The organism is Arthrobacter sp. P1_C12_2 (assembly GCF_056406415.1).
Genome location: NZ_JBFUAF010000016.1, coordinates 42,395 through 59,089, shown reverse-complemented (window position 1 = coordinate 59,089; position 16,695 = coordinate 42,395). Strand labels below are relative to the sequence as shown.

Sequence of the window (16,695 nt, the reverse complement as noted above, 5' to 3'; positions counted from 1 at the left end):
CGCGGGCCGCCGCCCGGTCAGTCTTGGTCGTGTTCGAATCCGGACAGGCCGGCGGCCGGGGCGGGTTCACCGTCCAGGACCAGGCGGTGGTCCATCCGGTCCTTCTTCGTCTGCAGGTAGCGGAGGTTCTGCTCGCGGGAGGGAACCTCCGTGGGGACCATCTCCACCACCTTGACGCCTGCCTGCGCGAGCCGGTCCTGCTTGTCCGGGTTGTTGCTCAGGAGCCGGATCTCGTGGAGACCCATCTCCGCGAGGATCTGGGCCGCGGCCTTGTAGCAGCGCGCGTCGACCGGCAGTCCGAGCTGCTCGTTGGCCTCCACAGTGTCGAACCCGGCCTCCTGCAGGGCGTAGGCCTTCATCTTGTTGGCCAGGCCGATCCCGCGGCCTTCCTGGCCGCGCAGGTACAGCAGCGTGCCGCCGAGTTCGTTGATCAGCTCGAGGGCATAGGCCAACTGTTCGCCGCAGTCGCAGCGGTAGGAGCCGAACACGTCCCCGGTCAGGCACTCCGAATGGAGGCGCACCAGCGGGGCCTGGCCGTCAACCGGCGCCATCGGTGAACTGACCGCCAGGTGTTCGGCGCCGGTGGCCAGGTCGGTCCAGGCCTGCGCCACGAAATCGCCAAAGGCGGTGGGCAGCTGGACAATGGGTCCTGCGCTGACCGGATGCGGTTGACGGGCCATGGCCGTCTCTTCTCGGGTCTCCGAAGTCGTCACTATTTCTCCTCCATCAGACAGGATCCGTTGCGTGGCTGGTGTGCTTTCCTGCTTCAAGGTACGCCACCAGATCCGCAATCGAAATCAGGGGGCAGCCATGCTCAATGGCGAAGCCCCGCAATCCGTCCAGCCGCATCATTTCTCCGTTGTCGTACACAAGCTCTGCTATTACGCCCACGGGCTCCAGGCCCGCCAGCCGGCACAGGTCCACGGCCGCCTCTGTGTGGCCGGGACGTTCCCGCACTCCCCCCTTAACGGCGCGGAGGGGAAAAACATGCCCGGGACGGGTCAATGAATTTGGCCGGCTTTGCGGGTCGGCTAGAATCCGGGCCGTCAGGGCGCGGTCCGTGGCGGAAATTCCGGTGCTGACACCGACGGCGGCGTCGCAGGACACGGTGTAGGCCGTGCCCTTGGCGTCCTCGTTGATTGCCACCATCGGCGGCAGCGCCAGGGCGTCGGCCCGGTCGGCGTCGAGCGGTACGCAGATCACTCCGGAGCTATAGCGGACTGTCCAGCCCATCAGCGCCGCGGTCGCGTGCTCGGCGGCGAAAATGATGTCGCCTTCGTTCTCGCGGTCCTCGTTGTCCACCACCAGGACGGGTCCCCCGGCTGCCATGGCGCTGATGGCGTCCTCGATCGGATCGAGGCCTGCGCGTCCGGTGCCGGCGGCGGCTGCGGCGGCGCGGAGCGCCTCGGCCAGGTCGTGGCCGGGCTGGTCCTTCACCCGGCTCATTTCGCGGCCCCGTCCGTGAGGGCGGCTGCTCCGGCGGGAGCTTCGGGCGCCCGGTGTGCTGCGGGCGACGTTCCGCCGGCAAAGGACAGCAGTCGCTCGGTGTACTTCGCCAGGACGTCGACCTCAAGGTTCACATGGCCGCCGATTGTCTTCTGGCCCAGGCCGGTCTCGGCCAGGGTGGTGGGGATGAGGCCCACTTCAAACCAGGGCGCCGGATCATTGGCCGGGCTGACCGTCGTGACGGTGAGGGAGACGCCATCGACGGCGATGGATCCCTTTTCGGCGATGTACCGGGCCAGCCCGGCCGGCACCGCAAACCGCAGCCGGTCCCAGTTGCCAAGCCCTTCGCGCTCCAGGAGCTGGCCGACGCCGTCGACGTGCCCCTGGACCACGTGACCGTCCAGCCGTCCCCCGGCGGGCACGCAGCGTTCCAGGTTAACCGGATCGCCCGCAGTGAGCTCTCCGATGGTGCTGCGGTTGAGGGTCTCGCCCATGACGTCGACGCTGAAGTCCCTGCCGTCGATCTGCGTGGCGGTGAGGCAAACACCGTTGACCGCTATGGATCCGCCCAGGGCGAGGCCGTCCGTGGTGCCGGGCGCGTGAAGCCGAACGGTGGCGCTGCTGTCCCCGTTGCGCTCAACGGACAGCACTTTCCCCTGCTCGGCGATAATTCCGGTAAACATCAATTGCCTCCTGCGGCGGTGTCCGCGCCGGTGCGGTGCGGGGTTGTATCGGATGAAGYAGGGGTAGCGGCCGGGGTAACCTCGTCGGCCGTATCCGGGCGAAGATGCAGCCGGAGGTCGCGGCCGAGGACCTGGACGGCGCCCCCGGATGCCGGGTCCCATTCCCAGCGCTGGGCACCGGCCAGGGTGGTGATGCCGAGGTCGTCCAGGGCGGCCGTGCCGGAACCAAGCAGCGTCGGCGCCAGGTAAACGATGAGTTCGTCCACGAGGCCGGCCGCCAGGAAGGCGCTCAGGATCCGGGAGCCGCCCTCCACCATGAGGTGCCGGACGCCGTTTGCGAACAGCTCGTCCAGGGCCTCGCGAGGGTCGCGGGTGGCCAGGTGCAGGACGTTGCCGTCAGCACCGTGGATGGCGGCATCGTCCGGAATGCCCCGGTACCCCATGACGGCGCGCAGGGGCTGTTTGCCGTCCACTTCGCCGTCGGCGTTCCGGGCGGTGAGCCGGGGGTTGTCGATCAGGACCGTCTGGGTGCCCACCAGGATGGCGTCAATCCGGCCCCGCAGGGCGTGGTTGTCCGCGAGCGATTCCGGGCTGGAGATCCACTGGCTGGTGCCGTCGCTGGCGGCGATGCGGCTGTCGAGGGTCTGCGCAATATGCAGGGTGACGAAGGGCCGTTTGGCGGCGACGGCGTCGAACCAGCGCCGGTTCAGGTCCAGCGCCGCGTCGGCTGCCAGCCCGGAGCGGACGCGGACGCCCGCTGCCCGGAGCGTCACGGCCCCGCCGGCGGCGGGATCGTGGGGATCGTCGACGGCGTAGATGACTTCGGTGATGCCGGCGTCGATAATCGCCTGCGCGCAGGGGCCGGTGCGCCCGCAGTGGTTGCAGGGCTCCAGTGTCACCACGATCGCAGCGCCACGGAGGTCCAGGCCTGCCGCCTTCGCCTGGCCGATGGCGTCAGCTTCGGCGTGGGCAGTCCCGGCTCCGCGGTGGTACCCGGTAGCGAGTTGCGTCCCGTCGGCCCCGACGACGACGGCGCCCACGAGCGGGTTGGCGCCCCGCGGACCCTGCGCGGCGGCGGCCAAGGCAGCCTGCATTGCAGCACTTTCGGCAGCGCTGAAAAGGGCTGCGTCGAGTGGGGCTGCGTTGTCGAACCCGCCCACGGCTGCCGTCGGGGCGGAGCTGAATCCGCCGCTCATGCCCGGACCGCCACATCCGGGGCGGCCGCAGCGGCCGGCCGGACCGCAGGGCGCCGCGCCGCACGCCACCAGACGAAGAATCCGGTGAGGGTGAAGAAACCGTAGAAGAGGTACATGACGGCGCTGGCGTAGTAGCCCGCGCTGAACAGCAGCGGCACACCGACGATGTCCACCGCCACCCAGATGAGCCAGAACTCCGTCCAGCCGCGCGCCATGCCGTAAGTGGCGAGCAGCGAGCCCATGAACGTCCACGCGTCGGCCCAGACCGGCGGATAGGAGCCGAGGGAGTCGAAGACCGGGGTCAGCGCCATGGTGCCGGCCACGAGGCTAAGAGCCAGGATTGCCCGGGTCTTGTTGCTGGCCCAGCGTGGCGCGATGGCCGTCGCGGCGCCGGAGGCCTGTGCGCCCTGCTGCCAGCGGTACCAGCCGTAAAAGGCGACGCCGATGAACATCACCTGACGTCCGGCCTGGCCCCACAGCGTGGCGGGCGTGGCCGAACCGAAGACGTTACCCAGGAAGACTGTCAGGAGCAGGAGATTGCCGGCGATGCCGACGGGCCAGGCCCAGACCCGGCGGCGCATGCCGCCATAGGCGCTGGCGAGGCCAAAGATGTTGCCTAGCACTTCACGAAGAATCAGGACAGATCCGCCTACCGGGATCTGCGCTTCGAAGAGCCATCGCAAGAGGTCCATGCGTGTGTCGTTCCTTCCCTCAAGAACCGCGATGGCTCCGGGGGTATACGACAGCACAATTATGCGGACGCCGTCTGGGCGCCGCAGTAACAGCTGTACGTGCTTCTCTCATCCAGACTTTAACTGTCGGTACCGGAATTTCACCGATTCAACCGTTTGCCGGCACCCTTCCCAAGGGAAGGCGCTGGCGCGCGGGTCGCGGACTGTCACCGCCGGTTCGGACTTACACCGACCCCGGAGCACGTATGTGTGTTGTTATTCTGACACAACTGCAACGTAGCTCGGGCTATTCCCGGCCGCGCACGTTACGGTCTGAGTCATCTTTGCGGCAAATTCCCGGCCTAAACCGTGGCAGGCTCAGCGGTTCCCGGCCGCACGGAGGCGTTCGATGGCCTCCGCCGGATCCGCGGCGCCGTAGACGGCTGACCCGGCCACAAAGACGTTCGCTCCCGCCTCGGCGGCTCGCACGATCGTCTCCTCGGTGATGCCGCCGTCGACTTGCAGGGCCACTTTGACGCCGGAGCCGTCAATGGCCGCACGGGCCCGCCGGATCTTGGGCAGCGTCAGGTCCAGGAAGGACTGCCCGCCGAAGCCCGGCTCCACGGTCATGATCAACAGCAGGTCCAGTTCCGGGAGCATGTCCAGGTAGGGCTCCACGGGGGTGCCCGGACGCAGCGCCATGCCGGCCTTGGCGCCGCGGGCGCGCAGTTCCCGCGCGAGTTTGATCGGCGCGATCGAGGCTTCGGCGTGGAACGTCACCGAGGCCACCCCGGCGTCGGCGAAGCCCGGCGCCCAGCGGTCCGCGTCGGCGATCATCAGGTGGGCGTCCAGCGGCACCGGGCTGACAGCCTGGATGCGCTGCACCACGGGCAGCCCGATGGTCAGGTTGGGCACGAAGTGGTTGTCCATGACGTCCACGTGCACCGCATCGGCATTGCTGATACGGCGCAGTTCGGCCTCAAGATTGACGAAGTCAGCCGAAAGGATGCTCGGGTTGATGCAGCACTGGGCCATGGATTTCCTTCTTGTTCGTACTTAGCTGGTTCGTTCTTAGCTGATTCGTTCTTAGCTGATTCGTTCTTAGCTGGCAGTGCCCAGTATCAGCGAAACTCAGGCCTTCTTGTGAATCAGCGCCAGGAACATGGCGTCCGTCTGGTGCACGTGCGGCCAGAGCTGGGCGGTGAGCTCGTGCCCGGCCCCGAGGTGGCCGGTAAGGCTCACGCTGTCCAGCACGGCGCCGGCGTCGAGGAGCTCGAGGTCCTCGCGCTTGCGCAGGGCATCGCTGACGACGGCGGTCGTCTCTGCCGGGTGCGGCGAACATGTCACGTACGCCACCACGCCGCCGGGCTTGACGGCGTCGATCGCGGAGTTGAGCAGCTGGCGCTGCAGCGGGCCAAGGTCCACGAGGTCCTTGGGCGTGCGCCGCCAGCGTGACTCCGGGCGCCGGCGCAGGGCCCCCAGGCCGGTGCACGGGACGTCCACGAGGACACGGTCGAAGGACTCCGGCTGCTCGGCGCCGATGTCGCGGCCGTCTCCGGTCCGGACCTCCCAGGCGTCCCGCGGGACCGCGGACAGGGCCTGGCGCACGAGTTTGGCCCGGTGCGGGGCGGATTCGTTGGCCAGCAGGTGGGCGCCCTGCTGCCGGGCGAGGGCACCGAGCAGGGCGGCCTTGCCGCCGGGGCCGGCACAGAGATCCAGCCAGCGCTCCCCCGCGCCCTCGCTGTCCGTCCCGGTTTCCCCGCCGAAGCTTGTGCCGGTTTTTGCGTCGAGGGCCGTGCCGAGATCGACGGCGGCCATGGCGCGGGCCACGAGCTGCGAGCCGACGTCCTGGACACGGGTGCTGCCGTCGCGGACCGAGGCGAGCCGGCCGAGGTCCCCGCCGCTGGAGAGCGCGGATCCTTCGACGAGCTCACCCGGCGTGGCCCCGCTTTCCAGGGCTTCGTCCAGGCTGCCCACGCCGGGCAGCGCCACGAGGTTCACCACGGGCGCAGCGTTGTCCGCTTCGAGGAGCCCGTCAATCTCAGTAGCCGGCCGGCCGTGGACCACGAGCGACTGGCGGAGCGCGCGGACGATCCATTCGGGGTGGGCGTAGCGGATGGACGCAATCTTGGTGGCATCGGTCTCGGTGCTGAGCAGCACTTCTAGCCACTCTTCGAGAGTGCGGGCGGAGACTTTGCGCAGCACGGCATTGATCAAGGCCGAGGGCCCGGCCCCGATTACGGCGCGGGCCAGCCCCACAGTCTGGTCCAGGGCGGCGTGCGCGGGCACGCGCATGGCGAGCAGCTGGTGCACGCCAATCCGCAGGGCATCCAGGATCGCGGGATCCAGCTCGTCCAGCGGCCGGTCCACGCACCGGGCCAGGATGGCGTCGTAAGTGCCCTGGCCCCGGAGGGCGCCGTAGCTGAGCTCGGTGGCGAAACCGGCGTCGCGCTTGTCCAGCCCGTGGTGCCGGATCCGGGCAGGGAGCACCAGGTTCGCGTAGGCGTCCTCGGCGGCCACGGCGCGGAGGACTTCAAAGGCAACCAGCCGGGCCGGATCGGCGCGACGGGTCCGCTGGGACGGGGCGCTCTCGGTGAAGCCGCGCTGCGGGCCGCGGTTGCGTTCCCGGCCCTGGGCGTTCCGCCGGCTGCCGCTCCCGGCGCCCTGGCCACTGCCTCGGCTGCTGCCGCTGGTCCCGGACTCGCTCATTCGAATACCACGCTTTCAAGTGTTGCCTGCCCACGCGCCCAATCAGCGGCGGCCATCATTTTCTTGCCCGCGGGCTGGACCCGCGTCAATTCCACCGGGTGCGAGCCCGTACCTACGAGGACCCGCTTCCCGTCCATGGCCAGCTGTCCTGGCCGAAGGGCGGCTGACTCCGGGGCCGGCAGCACTGGCTCCAGTTTGATCCGCTGGCCCTCCAGCAGGGTCCAGGCGCCAGGTTCTGGCGTGACGCCGCGGGCCCGGCGGCCGATCGCCAGTGCGGGCTGCTGCCAGTCGAGCCGGCCGTCCTCGAGGCTGAGTTTGGGTGCCACGGTGACATCACCCTGTTGCGGCAGCGCGACGGCGTTGCCGGCGTCGATGGCGGAGAGTGTCTGGGCGAGCAGGACCGCACCGCTGTGGGAGAGCCGTTCGAGCAGGGCCCCGGCGGTATCGGCGGGGTGCACGGTCTCGGTGAGGGTTCCGAAGACCGGACCGGTGTCCAGCCCCTCCTCGAGACGGAAAGTGACGGCGCCGGTGACGTCGTCGCCGGCGATGACGGCGCGCTGCACGGGGGCGGCGCCGCGCCAGGCCGGCAGCAGGGAGAAGTGCAGGTTCACCCAGCCGTGGCGGGGAACAGCGAGGGCCGCAGGGGGGATCAGGCCGCCGTAGGCAACGATCGCCGCGACGTCCGGGGCGGCGGCGGCGATGCGGGCGGTGACCCCGGCATCGACTTTGGCGGCGTGGATGATCTCGATGCCGAGCTCGGCGGCCCTGGCCGCCACGGGCGACGGCGTCAGGACGCGCTTGCGTCCCAGCGGCGCGTCCGGGCGGGTGAGGACAGCGACGACGTCGAACCCGGCGTCAACAAGGGCGTCCAGGGACGGCACGGCGACAGCAGGGGTCCCCGCGAAGAGAACCCTCACGGGGTGATTCCGAAGCTGGACCCGCCAAAGCTCGTCCCAACGCTTTTCGCGCGCTTGGTTGTTGTCTGTTCCGTGATGGCGTCGTAGTTGGCATTGCGGATGGCGCGCAGGGCGGCCTTGCGGTCATCGCCCTCGAGCCGGTCGGTGTACAGGATGCCGTCCAGGTGGTCGGTCTCGTGCTGGAAGCAGCGCGCCAGCATGTCCTCGCCCTCAACGGTGACGGGGTTGCCATTCAGGTCCACGCCGGTCACCCGGGTATGGCGGTACCGGCGGACGGGGAAGCCCAGGCCCGGGATGGACAGGCATCCCTCGACATGGTCCGGCTGGAAGTCCTCGCTGTTTTCCAGCACAGGGTTGACGACGTGACCCTCGACGCCGCCGATCCGGTAGGTGAAGACGCGCAGGCTCACACCGACCTGGGGAGCGGCCAGGCCGGCGCCCTCGACATCCTCCATGGTTTCGGTCATGTCGGCGACGAGCTTTGCCAGTTCAGGCCCGAATTCCGTCACGGGATCGGCGACTGTGCGCAGCACAGGATCCCCGATGATGCGGATATTCAAAATGGCCATGTGCAGTCTGTCCTCACGGTGGGCGGCTAGGGATCCAGTCCAGTTTAGTTGCAGCTGCCGGGCTCCTGCTCAGGGCTGCCGTTCAGCGCTTCACCGGCGGCGCCAGCGGAAGCAGTGCCGCTCCGGCAGTCGCCGTGTCGGCAGACATCTCCCACACGCGGCGCAGCGCGCAGAATTTCCACCAGTGATGTTTCAGAACCTCGGGGTTGGCCCGCTGCGGACGGACTTCGGTCTCGCCGACCGCCACCGCCAGGAGGATGGGGGATTCGCCGTGCTGCCAGGCCTCCCACTCCCCCGCCACGGGATCCACGAGGCTTTCCTCCGCCTTCATGCCGGCGACGAGCTGCATGACCACCTTGTCATCCAGCGGCTTGACCGTGCCGTCCCGGCTGGTGCCCTTGGTCTTGTAGTCGATAAGACAGGTTCTGCCATTGATCCGTGCCACGAGGTCCAGGGTGCCGGCATAGCCGACCGTCTTGTTCCACACGGTAATCTCCGGGGCGATGGGTTCAACCTGGAAGAGCTCCCACCACTCGTCGAAGCGTGCCGCGAAGGCTTCCTCGCCGTTGGCGGCCAGGGCCTCCCGTGTTTCCTTCATCTGGTGCGGCCGGCCGAGCGCACGCAGCGCTACCTGCTCGCAGTAGTTGTGGACCCGGTCGCCGCGCTTGGCGGCATCATCCCGGTAAGACTCCGCCGCCTTGGCTGCCCGGCTGACCGCCTGGCGCAGTTTGGCGGGGCTCCCCAGGATGCCGGGGAGATCGGGATCCTGGGCCAGGCTGTTCGCGCCCATGTAGCCGAACCAGCCATCCAGGCCGTGCGGCTGCTGGCCGATCACCGTGGTGATGGAGGGGACGGAGAACTGTGCCGACGTGGAGCGCGCGTACATGCGGCCATGGTCCGTGGCGTGGGCGAGGAGTGGAGCGGTCATATGAAGACTCTTTCACGGGGGTCAGACAACGGTGAAAAGCAAAATGGCCCGCCCCGCTGAGTCAGCGGAACGGACCATTTCGTTAGTGGGCGATACTGGGTTCGAACCAGTGACCTCTTCGGTGTGAACGAAGCGCGCTACCACTGCGCCAATCGCCCTAACGACATTGAATGCTAGCCCACCCGGGCGGATTTTAGAAATCGGCCTGGCGAACCCGGCTTCGCCACTTGTTCGCCAATCTCTCCCGCAACAGTCCTGTGCACTGGCCCGGTGCAGTGGACACCTGCATTGGTACTGCGGAGGGTCCCGCGCAAAAGTCCCGGCACCGCTTCGGGCCGCCGCCCGAGACGGCTTCTAATTACAGCCCTGTAATTAGCAAAAACCCCTAGAATCCAAGGAAGCAAGGCCATGGCAAGGGGGCCAATGCGCCTCGATTTGTAGATTCCCAGAACCTCCTATAGAGTTCTTACTCGTTGGAACGCGAGGAAATGCCGAATGCGGCAAGGAATTGCACACCAACAATGCGGACGTAGCTCAGCTGGTAGAGCACCACCTTGCCAAGGTGGATGTCGCGAGTTCGAATCTCGTCGTCCGCTCGCAGGACACTGTCACGGCAAAGGTTCTTCGGAATCCTGTCTACACGGTGGGTTGGCCGAGAGGCGAGGCAGCGGCCTGCAAAGCCGTATACACGGGTTCGAATCCCGTACCCACCTCGGTGAAAACCCTGGTTTCCGGTTTCGACCGGTTGCAAGGGGCGATTGGCGCAGCGGTAGCGCGCTTCCCTGACACGGAAGAGGTCACTGGTTCGATCCCAGTATCGCCCACCAGAGCAAGGCAACTTGCTTGATGCAGTACCACCGGCCCAGCCGGCATGGACTAAATGCGGACGTAGCTCAGCTGGTAGAGCACCACCTTGCCAAGGTGGATGTCGCGAGTTCGAATCTCGTCGTCCGCTCTCTTCATTACAACTCCACTCCGGATCCTTCCGGTTGCGGGCGATTGGCGCAGCGGTAGCGCGCTTCCCTGACACGGAAGAGGTCACTGGTTCGATCCCAGTATCGCCCACCACAAGAGCAGCTCCCCGGAGCTGCTTTTTTTGTGCACTGGGGGTCCTTCTGCCCTGTGCACCTGCCCTGGCGTCTTTTATCCTGTCGGCGGACACCCTTGGCACCCCCGCAACCTCCCGCTAGGGTAGAAAACGCTAGGAGCGATCTGGCTCCGCGACCGAAGGGAGGTGCCCGTGGGTTTACTTGACGATCTAAAGGGCAAGGCTCAGCAAGTAATTGGTGGCAACGAAGACGCCATCAAGGACGGCATCGAAAAGGCCGGCGATTTCGTCGACTCTAAGACCGGCGGAAAGCACGCCGACAAGATCGATGCCGTGCAGCGGGGCGCTTCTGACTTCGTGGATAAGGCGAACGACCAGCCGAACACGGCTCCCGTCGCCGATCAGACTCCCGTAGCCGGCGAGCCGCGCGTAGCCGGGGAACCCCCCGTAACCGGGGAACCCCGCCAGCCAGGCCTCTGACCCAGATCCGTCAGCGAGGTGCCGGTCCCGCCGAGAGGCGGCGCCGGCACCTCCGGCATTTAAGGGCGACTCCGGCGATTAGCTAGGACGGTTCGTGGTTTTGGCCCTCGCGGGCCAGCGCGGTGAGCCGGGAGACGGCACGGAAGTACTTCTTCATGTACCCGCCGGTCATCATTTCCTCGGTGAAGAGCTGGTCGAACGGAACACCGCTGGCAAGGATGGGCACGTCTTTGTCGTACAGCCGGTCCGCCAGCACTACAAAGCGCAGCGCAACGGCCTGCTCGGTAATCGTGTGCACGTTCTTCCAGACCACGCCCTCGATTCCCTCCAGCAGCTGCCGGTAACGGCTGGGGTGCACGCCGGCCAGGTGGTTGATCAGGGTGCTGAACTCATCGCGGGCCACGGTCTTGCCGTCGAACTCGGCATGCATGTGGTGCGTCAGGTCGTCATTGCGCAGCGGCAGCGGCGCGGCCGGCAGGCCACGGTGGCGGAAGTCCTCGCCGTCGATCCGTACAACGTCGAACTGGTCCGCCAGTACCTGGATTTCGCGGGCGAAGTCGACGGCGGCGAAGCGCCCGTCGCCGAGGGAGCCCGGCAGTGTGTTCGATGTGGCGGCAAGCTTTACGCCGGCGTCGGCGAGTTCGCGCATGAGCCGGGACATGAGCACGGTGTCGCCCGGATCGTCGAGCTCGAATTCATCGATGCAGACGAGCTTGTAGTGGCTCAGTGCCTCGACGGTCTTGCGGAAGGACAGCGCACCGACGAGGTTGGTGTATTCGACGAACGTGCCGAAGGCCTTGGGTCCGGGGGCGGCGTGCCACAGCGATGCCAGCAGGTGGGTTTTGCCTACACCGAATCCGCCGTCGAGGTAAATCCCGGCCCGGGAGGTGTCCTTCTTGCCGAAGAGCCGCTTGAACAGGCCGTCGCCGTCGCGCGCCCCCACGCCGGCCGCGAAATGCTGCAGGGCATGGACCGCATGGGCCTGGCTGGGCTGGGCGGGATCGGGCCGGTAGCTGGAAAACGACACCTCACCGAACCGCGGCGACGGATAGAACCCCTTGAGGAGTTCGTCCACGGAAACTGCCGGCGTGCGGGCGGCGAGCTGTTCGATCTGTACCAAGGTGGTCCGTTCTGCTGGTCTCTTGTCCCCAGCAAGAATACCGGCAAAGCATGCCCGGCCCGCGTGGGCGCCTGCGGACCCGCGGCCGGCGTGAGGAAGACCACATTTCCCCGTGTGAACGCGGTGGAGCATTCCCGCCGGCCCGTGACTAGTGTTGTAACAGGCCCGGCGCCGCGCATGCTTTCCGCGCCCGGCCTCCTGACCGTTCCAGTGAAAGGCCATCGCAATGTCCTACCCCGTTGAGCAGAACGAGAAATTCGCCGCCTACGCCCACCCGGACCGCCTGGTGTCCACGGAATGGCTGGCCACGGCGATCGAGGATGGGGCCCTCGACGGCGGCAATCTCGTGGTGGTCGAATCCGACGAAGACGTCCTGCTGTACGAGACTGGCCACATCCCCGGGGCCGTGAAAATCGACTGGCACACGGACCTCAACGATGAAGTGACCCGAGACTACATTTTCGGCGAAGCCTTCGCCGCGCTGGCCGCGGCCAAGGGCATTTCCCGGGACAGCACCGTGGTCATTTACGGCGACAAGTCGAACTGGTGGGCCGCGTACGCCCTGTGGGTCTTCACGCTCTTCGGCCACGAGGACGTCCGGCTCCTGGACGGCGGCCGGGACAAGTGGATCGCGGAGGGCCGGGCGCTCTCTACCGTCACGACCGTTGCCACCCCCGCTGACTACCCCGTCGTGGAGCGCAACGACGCCCCGATCCGCGCCTTCAAGGATGACGTCCTGGCCCACTTCGGCAAGCCGCTGATCGACGTCCGCTCGGCCGAGGAATACACCGGCCAGCGGACCCACATGCCCGCCTACCCGGAGGAGGGCGCGCTGCGCGGCGGCCACATCCCCACCGCGGCCTCCATCCCCTGGGCCCGCGCGGCGGCCGGGGACGGCACCTACCGGAACCGCGGCGAACTCGAGGCCCTGTACCTCGGCGAGGCCAGCCTGAAGGCAGGCGACGACGTCGTGGCGTATTGCCGGATCGGCGAGCGGTCCAGCCACACCTGGTTTGCGCTGAAGTACCTGCTGGGCTTCGAGACTGTGCGGAACTACGACGGTTCCTGGACCGAATGGGGCAACGCCGTGCGCGTACCGATCGTCAAGGGTGCCGAGCGCGGCGCGGTTCCGGCCGGCCGTTAGCCGCGGGCACCATGGACCGGGACCGGACCCGACAGGGACACAATGGGCGCGCATGCGTAAGCTGGGAATGATGAATACTTCAACACTCCCCGCCGCGCTGGCGGACATTGTCGACGATTTCCAGGCCCTGACCGAAGCAGAACGCCTGCAGTTGCTCCTCGAGTTCTCGCAGGGACTTCCGGAACTTCCGGAGCGGCTCCGCGACCACCCGGAGCTGCTGGAGCAGGTAGTCGAGTGCCAGACGCCGCTCTTCCTGGCCATCGAGACGGAACAGGCCGACGGTGCCGCGCCGGAGCGCGTCCGGCTCTACTTCAAGGCACCCAGGGAAGCCCCGACCACCCGCGGTTTCGCCGGCGTGCTCCACGAAGGACTCGACGGCCTCAGCGCCGCGGAAATCCTGGCCGTCCCGGACGACATGCCCGAACTGCTGGGCCTCACCCGGGCCATCACTCCCCTGCGCATGCGCGGGATGACCGCCATGCTGGGCCGGATCAAGCGCAAAGTCGTCGCGTCCGGAAACCGGCAGTCGCCGGCGCAGTCCTGACCTCCAGCGCCCGGACAGCCAGGGAATATGGCCCGCAAACTTCCGTCGCAGGGAACTCCGGCCACCGCGGCACTCACGGCCGCCGGGGTTCACTTTGTTGCCCACCCCTACAACCATGACCCCGCAACGGCCAGCTATGGCCTGGAGGCGGCGGAAGTGCTCGGCGTCGACCCCGCCCGGGTCTTCAAGACCCTGATGGTCGACGTCGACGGCCGGCTCGCCGTCGGCGTCGTGCCCGTGAGCGGCAGCCTGGACCTGAAGGCGATGGCAGCAGCCCTGGGCGGCAAGAAAGCGGAGATGGCCGACCCGGCCGCGGCGCAGCGGCGGACCGGATACGTGCTCGGCGGCATTTCACCGCTCGGGCAGCGCCAGTCCTCCCCCACGGTGGTGGATGACAGCGCCCTGGCGCTGGAGACCATCCTCGTTTCGGGCGGACGTCGCGGCCTGGACATCGAGCTGGATCCGGCCGAGCTCATTCGGCTCACGGCTGCCCGTACCGCCAGGATCGGGATCCGGCGCGACTGACCCGTTTGTGTAACAGACTGACCCGTTTGTGTAACCGATCGTGTGTCAGTTGATAGCTCAGGCGGGTGCGGCGTTCCCGGACGCCGGCTCCTGGTCGCCGGGGTTGGCACGGGGCGCCAGCTGCAGCCGGAGCCAGGCCGTGACCTGCCGCTCCCAGCGCTCCGGGTCCACGTTCCATTCCTTGGTATGAAGGGCCCTGTCGAAGGGCTCGAAGGTGACCATCTCCGGGTTCTTCTCGGCCAGCGCCGCGGATGGCCCGTAGGGTACGTATTCGTCGTCCACGCTGTGCACAATGAGGGTCGGTGTCCGCAGCTCCACGGCCCGCGAAACCCAGTCCATCGCCTTGAAATCGACGGGGGCGGCGAGCCCGGTCAGCCGCCGGCCCAGGCGGTGGCTTAGCATCAGCTGTCCGTAGCGGCCCACGGACGACGGGATCCGGTTCAGCTCCGCGTGGTGGGCCAGTACGTTGACCCAGTTGATCACCGGCGCGTCCAGGACCATGGCCCGGATCAGGTGGCGGTGCCGGGAAAGGTCAGCCGTCTGGAGGCAGATCGCGCCGCCCATCGACCAGCCGAACAGGACCACCTCGCGGGCACCCTGCTGCACGGCGTAGCCGATGGCAGCCTCGACATCGCGCCATTCGGTGGAGCCCAGGCCGTAGCGCCCGTCGCTGGCTGACGGGGCCAGGCCGTCGTTTCGGTAGGAGATCAGCAGGCTGGACATGCCCAGTTCCCGGGCGGTCCGGACGGCCCGCAGGCCTTCCTGCCGGGTGGCACCGCGCCCGTGCACCATGATCGCCCAGATGTCCGGGGCCACATCCTCAGCCGCGGCAGGGGCGGCCCGGACGAGCCAGGCCGGCGCGGTCCCGGCGTCGACGTCGATCAGCACGTCCTCCACCGGAAGCCCCAGCGCGGCCGGATCCGGGTAGGCCGCCCCGCTCCACCAGCCGCGCCGGGCGGTGGCCATGTCCCCGCTGTAAACGTGCTCGACCTCGCGCAGTACGGTGCGTTCAGCCGGCGAGTAGGACAGGATCCGGCCGATCCGCGCGTGGCCGCGACCGCCGTCGAAGAAGAACCCGTAGACCCCGTCCACCGTGGCGTCCGGGGTGGCGGCGAGAATGACCTGCAGCGCCCGCCCCTCGCGGATGACGGCCAGCACTTCCTGGTCCTCTGCGCGGAACCTGGCCGGGGTGATGACGCGGCGGGCGAAATAAAGGGCGAGGGCGGAGGACCCGGCGGCGAGCACGCCGGCAGCGGTGCTGCCGCCGATAATGCCCCCCACCGCCCACTTGGCGCTTCCGGACGGCGCGGCGCCGGGGGATGCCGCCACGGGGACTGCTGTTCTGCGGGCAGCGGTCCGGCTGACGGCGGTCCGGCGAAGGTCCGGGCGGAGGCGCAAGGAGGATGCCATGGCACCATTCTTACTGAACCGCGGCCCAACCATGGCATTGGCAGGGTTTCAGCCGCACGGCCGGGCCGGCACGGACACGCCAGACCCGGCCGGGACACAACCATGCAGGTCAACACGAGCGCGACTAGGCTGGGGTCATGAGTGATCCAATCGTCATTTTGACAGAAGAGCCCCTCGGTGCGGATGACCGCGTCAATATTGAAACCCTGATTGCCGGCGGTGATGCGCCCGTGCTGATCCTGGTGCCGGCCAACACCGAGCGGCACCTCGTGGTGGATTTCCTGGAGAACCTTTCCTTGCTGGAAATCGCCAAAGCCTTCCGTGAACTGACGGCACACTCCGATCCCGCCGTGGAGCGGGCCGAAGCCGCCGACACCCTGGCTGCTTCGCTGGCCGCGCTGGCCGGCCTGGGCGGCGGCGTCTCGGGCGAAGTCGTCGAGGGCAAGGCCGTCGACGGCCTGGTCGCCAAGGTCAAGGAACTCAGTGCCGGACAGGCCGTGGTCATCACCCGCCCGCACGCCGTGGCCGACACATTCCACACCGACTGGGCCACTAAAGCACAGGACAAGCTGGGACTGCCCGTCCTGCATCTGTACGCCGGTTCGGGATTTATCGGGGACTCCTGAGCGTTATTGAGGCTATGAGCATCTTTAACAGGCCCAAATCCATGCCCTCGGCAGTGCCCGCCACCGAGCCCGCGACCGAGCCCGCAGCCGACCCTGCCGCTACGGCATTTGACCAGACGGCGGCCGAAAAGCCCGTCGAAAAGACGGATGCCCAATGGCGCGAGGAACTGACCCCGGAGGAGTACCGCGTGCTCCGCCAGGCCGGCACCGAGCGGCCCTACACCGGCGAATACTGGGACACCCACACCCGGGGCGTCTACCAGTGCCGGGCCTGCGGCACTGAACTCTTCACCAGCAACGAAAAGTTCGACTCGCACTGCGGCTGGCCGTCCTTCTGGGCGCCGCTCGCCGAGGGCACCGTGCGCTACATCCATGACCGCACCATGGGCATGGACCGGGTGGAAGTCCGCTGCGCCACGTGCGATTCGCACCTGGGCCACGTGTTCGACGGCGAGGGCTACGGCACCCCCACGGACCAGCGGTTCTGCATCAACTCGGTTTCCCTGAAGCTCGTTCCCGCGGACGACGCCGGGCAATAGCCCGCAGCCCTGCCTCTCCTTCCGCTGGAACGGCTTTTCAGAATCACTTGCCACAGATTTTCTTATGCTCGAAGCAATTTTGCATTAGAGTCTCTGCTTGCTTGCTACGCTCGATTTAGATCCAGCGACACGCTCCACAG

General features: G+C 67.7%; 18 protein-coding genes, 6 tRNA genes and 1 riboswitch. Of the genes, 11 read left to right on the top strand and 13 right to left on the bottom strand.

Annotated features, from left to right (window positions below):
• Nucleotides 1–17: 17 nt before the first annotated feature.
• The 11 genes from ribA to AC1DZQ_RS16345 form a co-directional block, all read right to left on the bottom strand.
• Nucleotides 18–680 (bottom strand): GTP cyclohydrolase II, encoded by a 663-nt coding sequence (gene ribA, locus AC1DZQ_RS16395; RefSeq protein WP_476964537.1) that lies wholly within the window; start codon nt 678–680, stop codon nt 18–20.
• 46 nt (nt 681–726) lie between these two features.
• Nucleotides 727–1,446 (bottom strand): 3,4-dihydroxy-2-butanone-4-phosphate synthase, encoded by a 720-nt coding sequence (gene ribB, locus AC1DZQ_RS16390; protein WP_476964491.1) that lies wholly within the window; start codon nt 1,444–1,446, stop codon nt 727–729.
• Complete coding sequence (locus AC1DZQ_RS16385; RefSeq protein ID WP_476964490.1) at nt 1,443–2,129, bottom strand: riboflavin synthase; 687 nt, start codon at nt 2,127–2,129, stop codon at nt 1,443–1,445. Before AC1DZQ_RS16385 ends, ribB begins: the two co-directional genes overlap by 4 nt.
• Nucleotides 2,129–3,223, bottom strand: a complete 1,095-nt coding sequence (gene ribD / locus AC1DZQ_RS16380; protein ID WP_476964536.1) for a bifunctional diaminohydroxyphosphoribosylaminopyrimidine deaminase/5-amino-6-(5-phosphoribosylamino)uracil reductase RibD — start codon at nt 3,221–3,223, stop codon at nt 2,129–2,131. The genes AC1DZQ_RS16385 and ribD overlap by 1 nt, the downstream gene beginning before the upstream one ends.
• Nucleotides 3,224–3,321: 98 nt before the next feature.
• On the bottom strand, nt 3,322–4,017 hold the full coding sequence (gene pnuC, locus AC1DZQ_RS16375; protein ID WP_476964489.1) for a nicotinamide riboside transporter PnuC: 696 nt from the start codon (nt 4,015–4,017) through the stop codon (nt 3,322–3,324).
• Nucleotides 4,018–4,112: 95 nt separating this feature from the next.
• A riboswitch (FMN riboswitch) is annotated at nt 4,113–4,264 on the bottom strand.
• Between the two features lie 110 nt (nt 4,265–4,374).
• Entirely contained in the window at nt 4,375–5,031 is a 657-nt protein-coding gene (gene rpe, locus AC1DZQ_RS16370) for a ribulose-phosphate 3-epimerase (RefSeq protein WP_476964488.1), read from the bottom strand.
• 96 nt (nt 5,032–5,127) lie between these two features.
• On the bottom strand, nt 5,128–6,705 hold the full coding sequence (locus AC1DZQ_RS16365) for an RsmB/NOP family class I SAM-dependent RNA methyltransferase (protein WP_476964487.1): 1,578 nt from the start codon (nt 6,703–6,705) through the stop codon (nt 5,128–5,130).
• A complete protein-coding gene (gene fmt, locus AC1DZQ_RS16360; protein ID WP_476964486.1) occupies nt 6,702–7,622 on the bottom strand; it encodes a methionyl-tRNA formyltransferase in 921 nt (306 codons plus the stop codon). Before fmt ends, AC1DZQ_RS16365 begins: the two co-directional genes overlap by 4 nt.
• Nucleotides 7,619–8,191 carry a peptide deformylase gene (gene def / locus AC1DZQ_RS16355; protein ID WP_476964485.1) on the bottom strand — a complete coding sequence of 191 codons (573 nt, stop codon included), beginning with the start codon at nt 8,189–8,191 and terminating at the stop codon, nt 7,619–7,621. The genes fmt and def overlap by 4 nt, the downstream gene beginning before the upstream one ends.
• 82 nt (nt 8,192–8,273) lie before the next feature.
• Nucleotides 8,274–9,119 carry a cytochrome gene (locus tag AC1DZQ_RS16350; protein ID WP_476964484.1) on the bottom strand — a complete coding sequence of 282 codons (846 nt, stop codon included), beginning with the start codon at nt 9,117–9,119 and terminating at the stop codon, nt 8,274–8,276.
• Nucleotides 9,120–9,205: 86 nt separating this feature from the next.
• Nucleotides 9,206–9,277: transfer RNA gene (locus AC1DZQ_RS16345), tRNA-Val, on the bottom strand.
• A gap of 365 nt (nt 9,278–9,642) precedes the next feature.
• On the opposite strand from AC1DZQ_RS16345, the gene AC1DZQ_RS16340 reads away from it, so the two are divergent.
• The 6 genes from AC1DZQ_RS16340 (at nt 9,643) to AC1DZQ_RS16315 (ending at nt 10,647) form a co-directional block, all read left to right on the top strand.
• A tRNA-Gly gene (locus tag AC1DZQ_RS16340) sits at nt 9,643–9,715 on the top strand.
• A 46-nt stretch (nt 9,716–9,761) separates the two neighbouring features.
• A tRNA-Cys gene (locus tag AC1DZQ_RS16335) sits at nt 9,762–9,832 on the top strand.
• A gap of 39 nt (nt 9,833–9,871) precedes the next feature.
• A tRNA-Val gene (locus AC1DZQ_RS16330) sits at nt 9,872–9,946 on the top strand.
• 55 nt (nt 9,947–10,001) lie between these two features.
• Nucleotides 10,002–10,074: transfer RNA gene (locus AC1DZQ_RS16325), tRNA-Gly, on the top strand.
• 38 nt (nt 10,075–10,112) lie between these two features.
• A tRNA-Val gene (locus tag AC1DZQ_RS16320) sits at nt 10,113–10,187 on the top strand.
• Between the two features lie 172 nt (nt 10,188–10,359).
• Complete coding sequence (locus AC1DZQ_RS16315) at nt 10,360–10,647, top strand: antitoxin (protein WP_476964483.1); 288 nt, start codon at nt 10,360–10,362, stop codon at nt 10,645–10,647.
• Between the two features lie 82 nt (nt 10,648–10,729).
• Here the strand turns inward: AC1DZQ_RS16315 and zapE are convergent, their stop codons facing one another.
• Nucleotides 10,730–11,767 (bottom strand): cell division protein ZapE, encoded by a 1,038-nt coding sequence (gene zapE / locus AC1DZQ_RS16310; protein ID WP_476964482.1) that lies wholly within the window; start codon nt 11,765–11,767, stop codon nt 10,730–10,732.
• 226 nt (nt 11,768–11,993) lie between these two features.
• On the opposite strand from zapE, the gene AC1DZQ_RS16305 reads away from it, so the two are divergent.
• The 3 genes from AC1DZQ_RS16305 to ybaK all read left to right on the top strand — a co-directional run bounded on the left by AC1DZQ_RS16305 (nt 11,994) and on the right by ybaK (nt 13,980).
• Nucleotides 11,994–12,911, top strand: a complete 918-nt coding sequence (locus AC1DZQ_RS16305; protein ID WP_476964481.1) for a sulfurtransferase — start codon at nt 11,994–11,996, stop codon at nt 12,909–12,911.
• Between the two features lie 70 nt (nt 12,912–12,981).
• Nucleotides 12,982–13,455, top strand: coding sequence for a SufE family protein (locus tag AC1DZQ_RS16300; RefSeq protein ID WP_476964480.1), 474 nt, complete (start codon nt 12,982–12,984; stop codon nt 13,453–13,455).
• A 27-nt stretch (nt 13,456–13,482) separates the two neighbouring features.
• The gene (ybaK, locus tag AC1DZQ_RS16295) at nt 13,483–13,980 is read left to right on the top strand and encodes a Cys-tRNA(Pro) deacylase (RefSeq protein WP_476964479.1); all 498 of its coding nucleotides are present in this window, start codon (nt 13,483–13,485) and stop codon (nt 13,978–13,980) included.
• A gap of 57 nt (nt 13,981–14,037) precedes the next feature.
• Here the strand turns inward: ybaK and AC1DZQ_RS16290 are convergent, their stop codons facing one another.
• Nucleotides 14,038–15,390, bottom strand: a complete 1,353-nt coding sequence (locus AC1DZQ_RS16290) for an alpha/beta hydrolase family protein (protein WP_476964478.1) — start codon at nt 15,388–15,390, stop codon at nt 14,038–14,040.
• Nucleotides 15,391–15,527: 137 nt separating this feature from the next.
• On the opposite strand from AC1DZQ_RS16290, the gene AC1DZQ_RS16285 reads away from it, so the two are divergent.
• Both AC1DZQ_RS16285 and msrB read left to right on the top strand, forming a co-directional pair.
• Nucleotides 15,528–16,016: a hypothetical protein gene (locus AC1DZQ_RS16285; protein WP_229993284.1), complete on the top strand. Its 489-nt coding sequence runs from the start codon at nt 15,528–15,530 to the stop codon at nt 16,014–16,016.
• 14 nt (nt 16,017–16,030) lie between these two features.
• The gene (msrB, locus tag AC1DZQ_RS16280) at nt 16,031–16,555 is read left to right on the top strand and encodes a peptide-methionine (R)-S-oxide reductase MsrB (protein ID WP_476964477.1); all 525 of its coding nucleotides are present in this window, start codon (nt 16,031–16,033) and stop codon (nt 16,553–16,555) included.
• Nucleotides 16,556–16,695: the final 140 nt, after the last annotated feature.

Bases quoted from the DNA above. Each gene is read 5' to 3' on its own strand.
- ribA (WP_476964537.1), bottom strand. From the start codon at position 680: ATGGCCCGTCAACCGCATCCGGTCAGCGCAGGACCCATTGTCCAGCTG.
- AC1DZQ_RS16385 (WP_476964490.1), bottom strand. From the start codon at position 2,129: ATGTTTACCGGAATTATCGCCGAGCAGGGGAAAGTGCTGTCCGTTGAG.
- AC1DZQ_RS16300 (WP_476964480.1), top strand. From the start codon at position 12,982: ATGAATACTTCAACACTCCCCGCCGCGCTGGCGGACATTGTCGACGAT.
- ribB (WP_476964491.1), bottom strand. From the start codon at position 1,446: ATGAGCCGGGTGAAGGACCAGCCCGGCCACGACCTGGCCGAGGCGCTC.
- AC1DZQ_RS16290 (WP_476964478.1), bottom strand. From the start codon at position 15,390: ATGGCATCCTCCTTGCGCCTCCGCCCGGACCTTCGCCGGACCGCCGTC.
- AC1DZQ_RS16285 (WP_229993284.1), top strand. From the start codon at position 15,528: ATGAGTGATCCAATCGTCATTTTGACAGAAGAGCCCCTCGGTGCGGAT.
- AC1DZQ_RS16350 (WP_476964484.1), bottom strand. From the start codon at position 9,119: ATGACCGCTCCACTCCTCGCCCACGCCACGGACCATGGCCGCATGTAC.
- pnuC (WP_476964489.1), bottom strand. From the start codon at position 4,017: ATGGACCTCTTGCGATGGCTCTTCGAAGCGCAGATCCCGGTAGGCGGA.
- rpe (WP_476964488.1), bottom strand. From the start codon at position 5,031: ATGGCCCAGTGCTGCATCAACCCGAGCATCCTTTCGGCTGACTTCGTC.
- AC1DZQ_RS16305 (WP_476964481.1), top strand. From the start codon at position 11,994: ATGTCCTACCCCGTTGAGCAGAACGAGAAATTCGCCGCCTACGCCCAC.
- ybaK (WP_476964479.1), top strand. From the start codon at position 13,483: ATGGCCCGCAAACTTCCGTCGCAGGGAACTCCGGCCACCGCGGCACTC.
- msrB (WP_476964477.1), top strand. From the start codon at position 16,031: ATGAGCATCTTTAACAGGCCCAAATCCATGCCCTCGGCAGTGCCCGCC.
- AC1DZQ_RS16365 (WP_476964487.1), bottom strand. From the start codon at position 6,705: ATGAGCGAGTCCGGGACCAGCGGCAGCAGCCGAGGCAGTGGCCAGGGC.
- def (WP_476964485.1), bottom strand. From the start codon at position 8,191: ATGGCCATTTTGAATATCCGCATCATCGGGGATCCTGTGCTGCGCACA.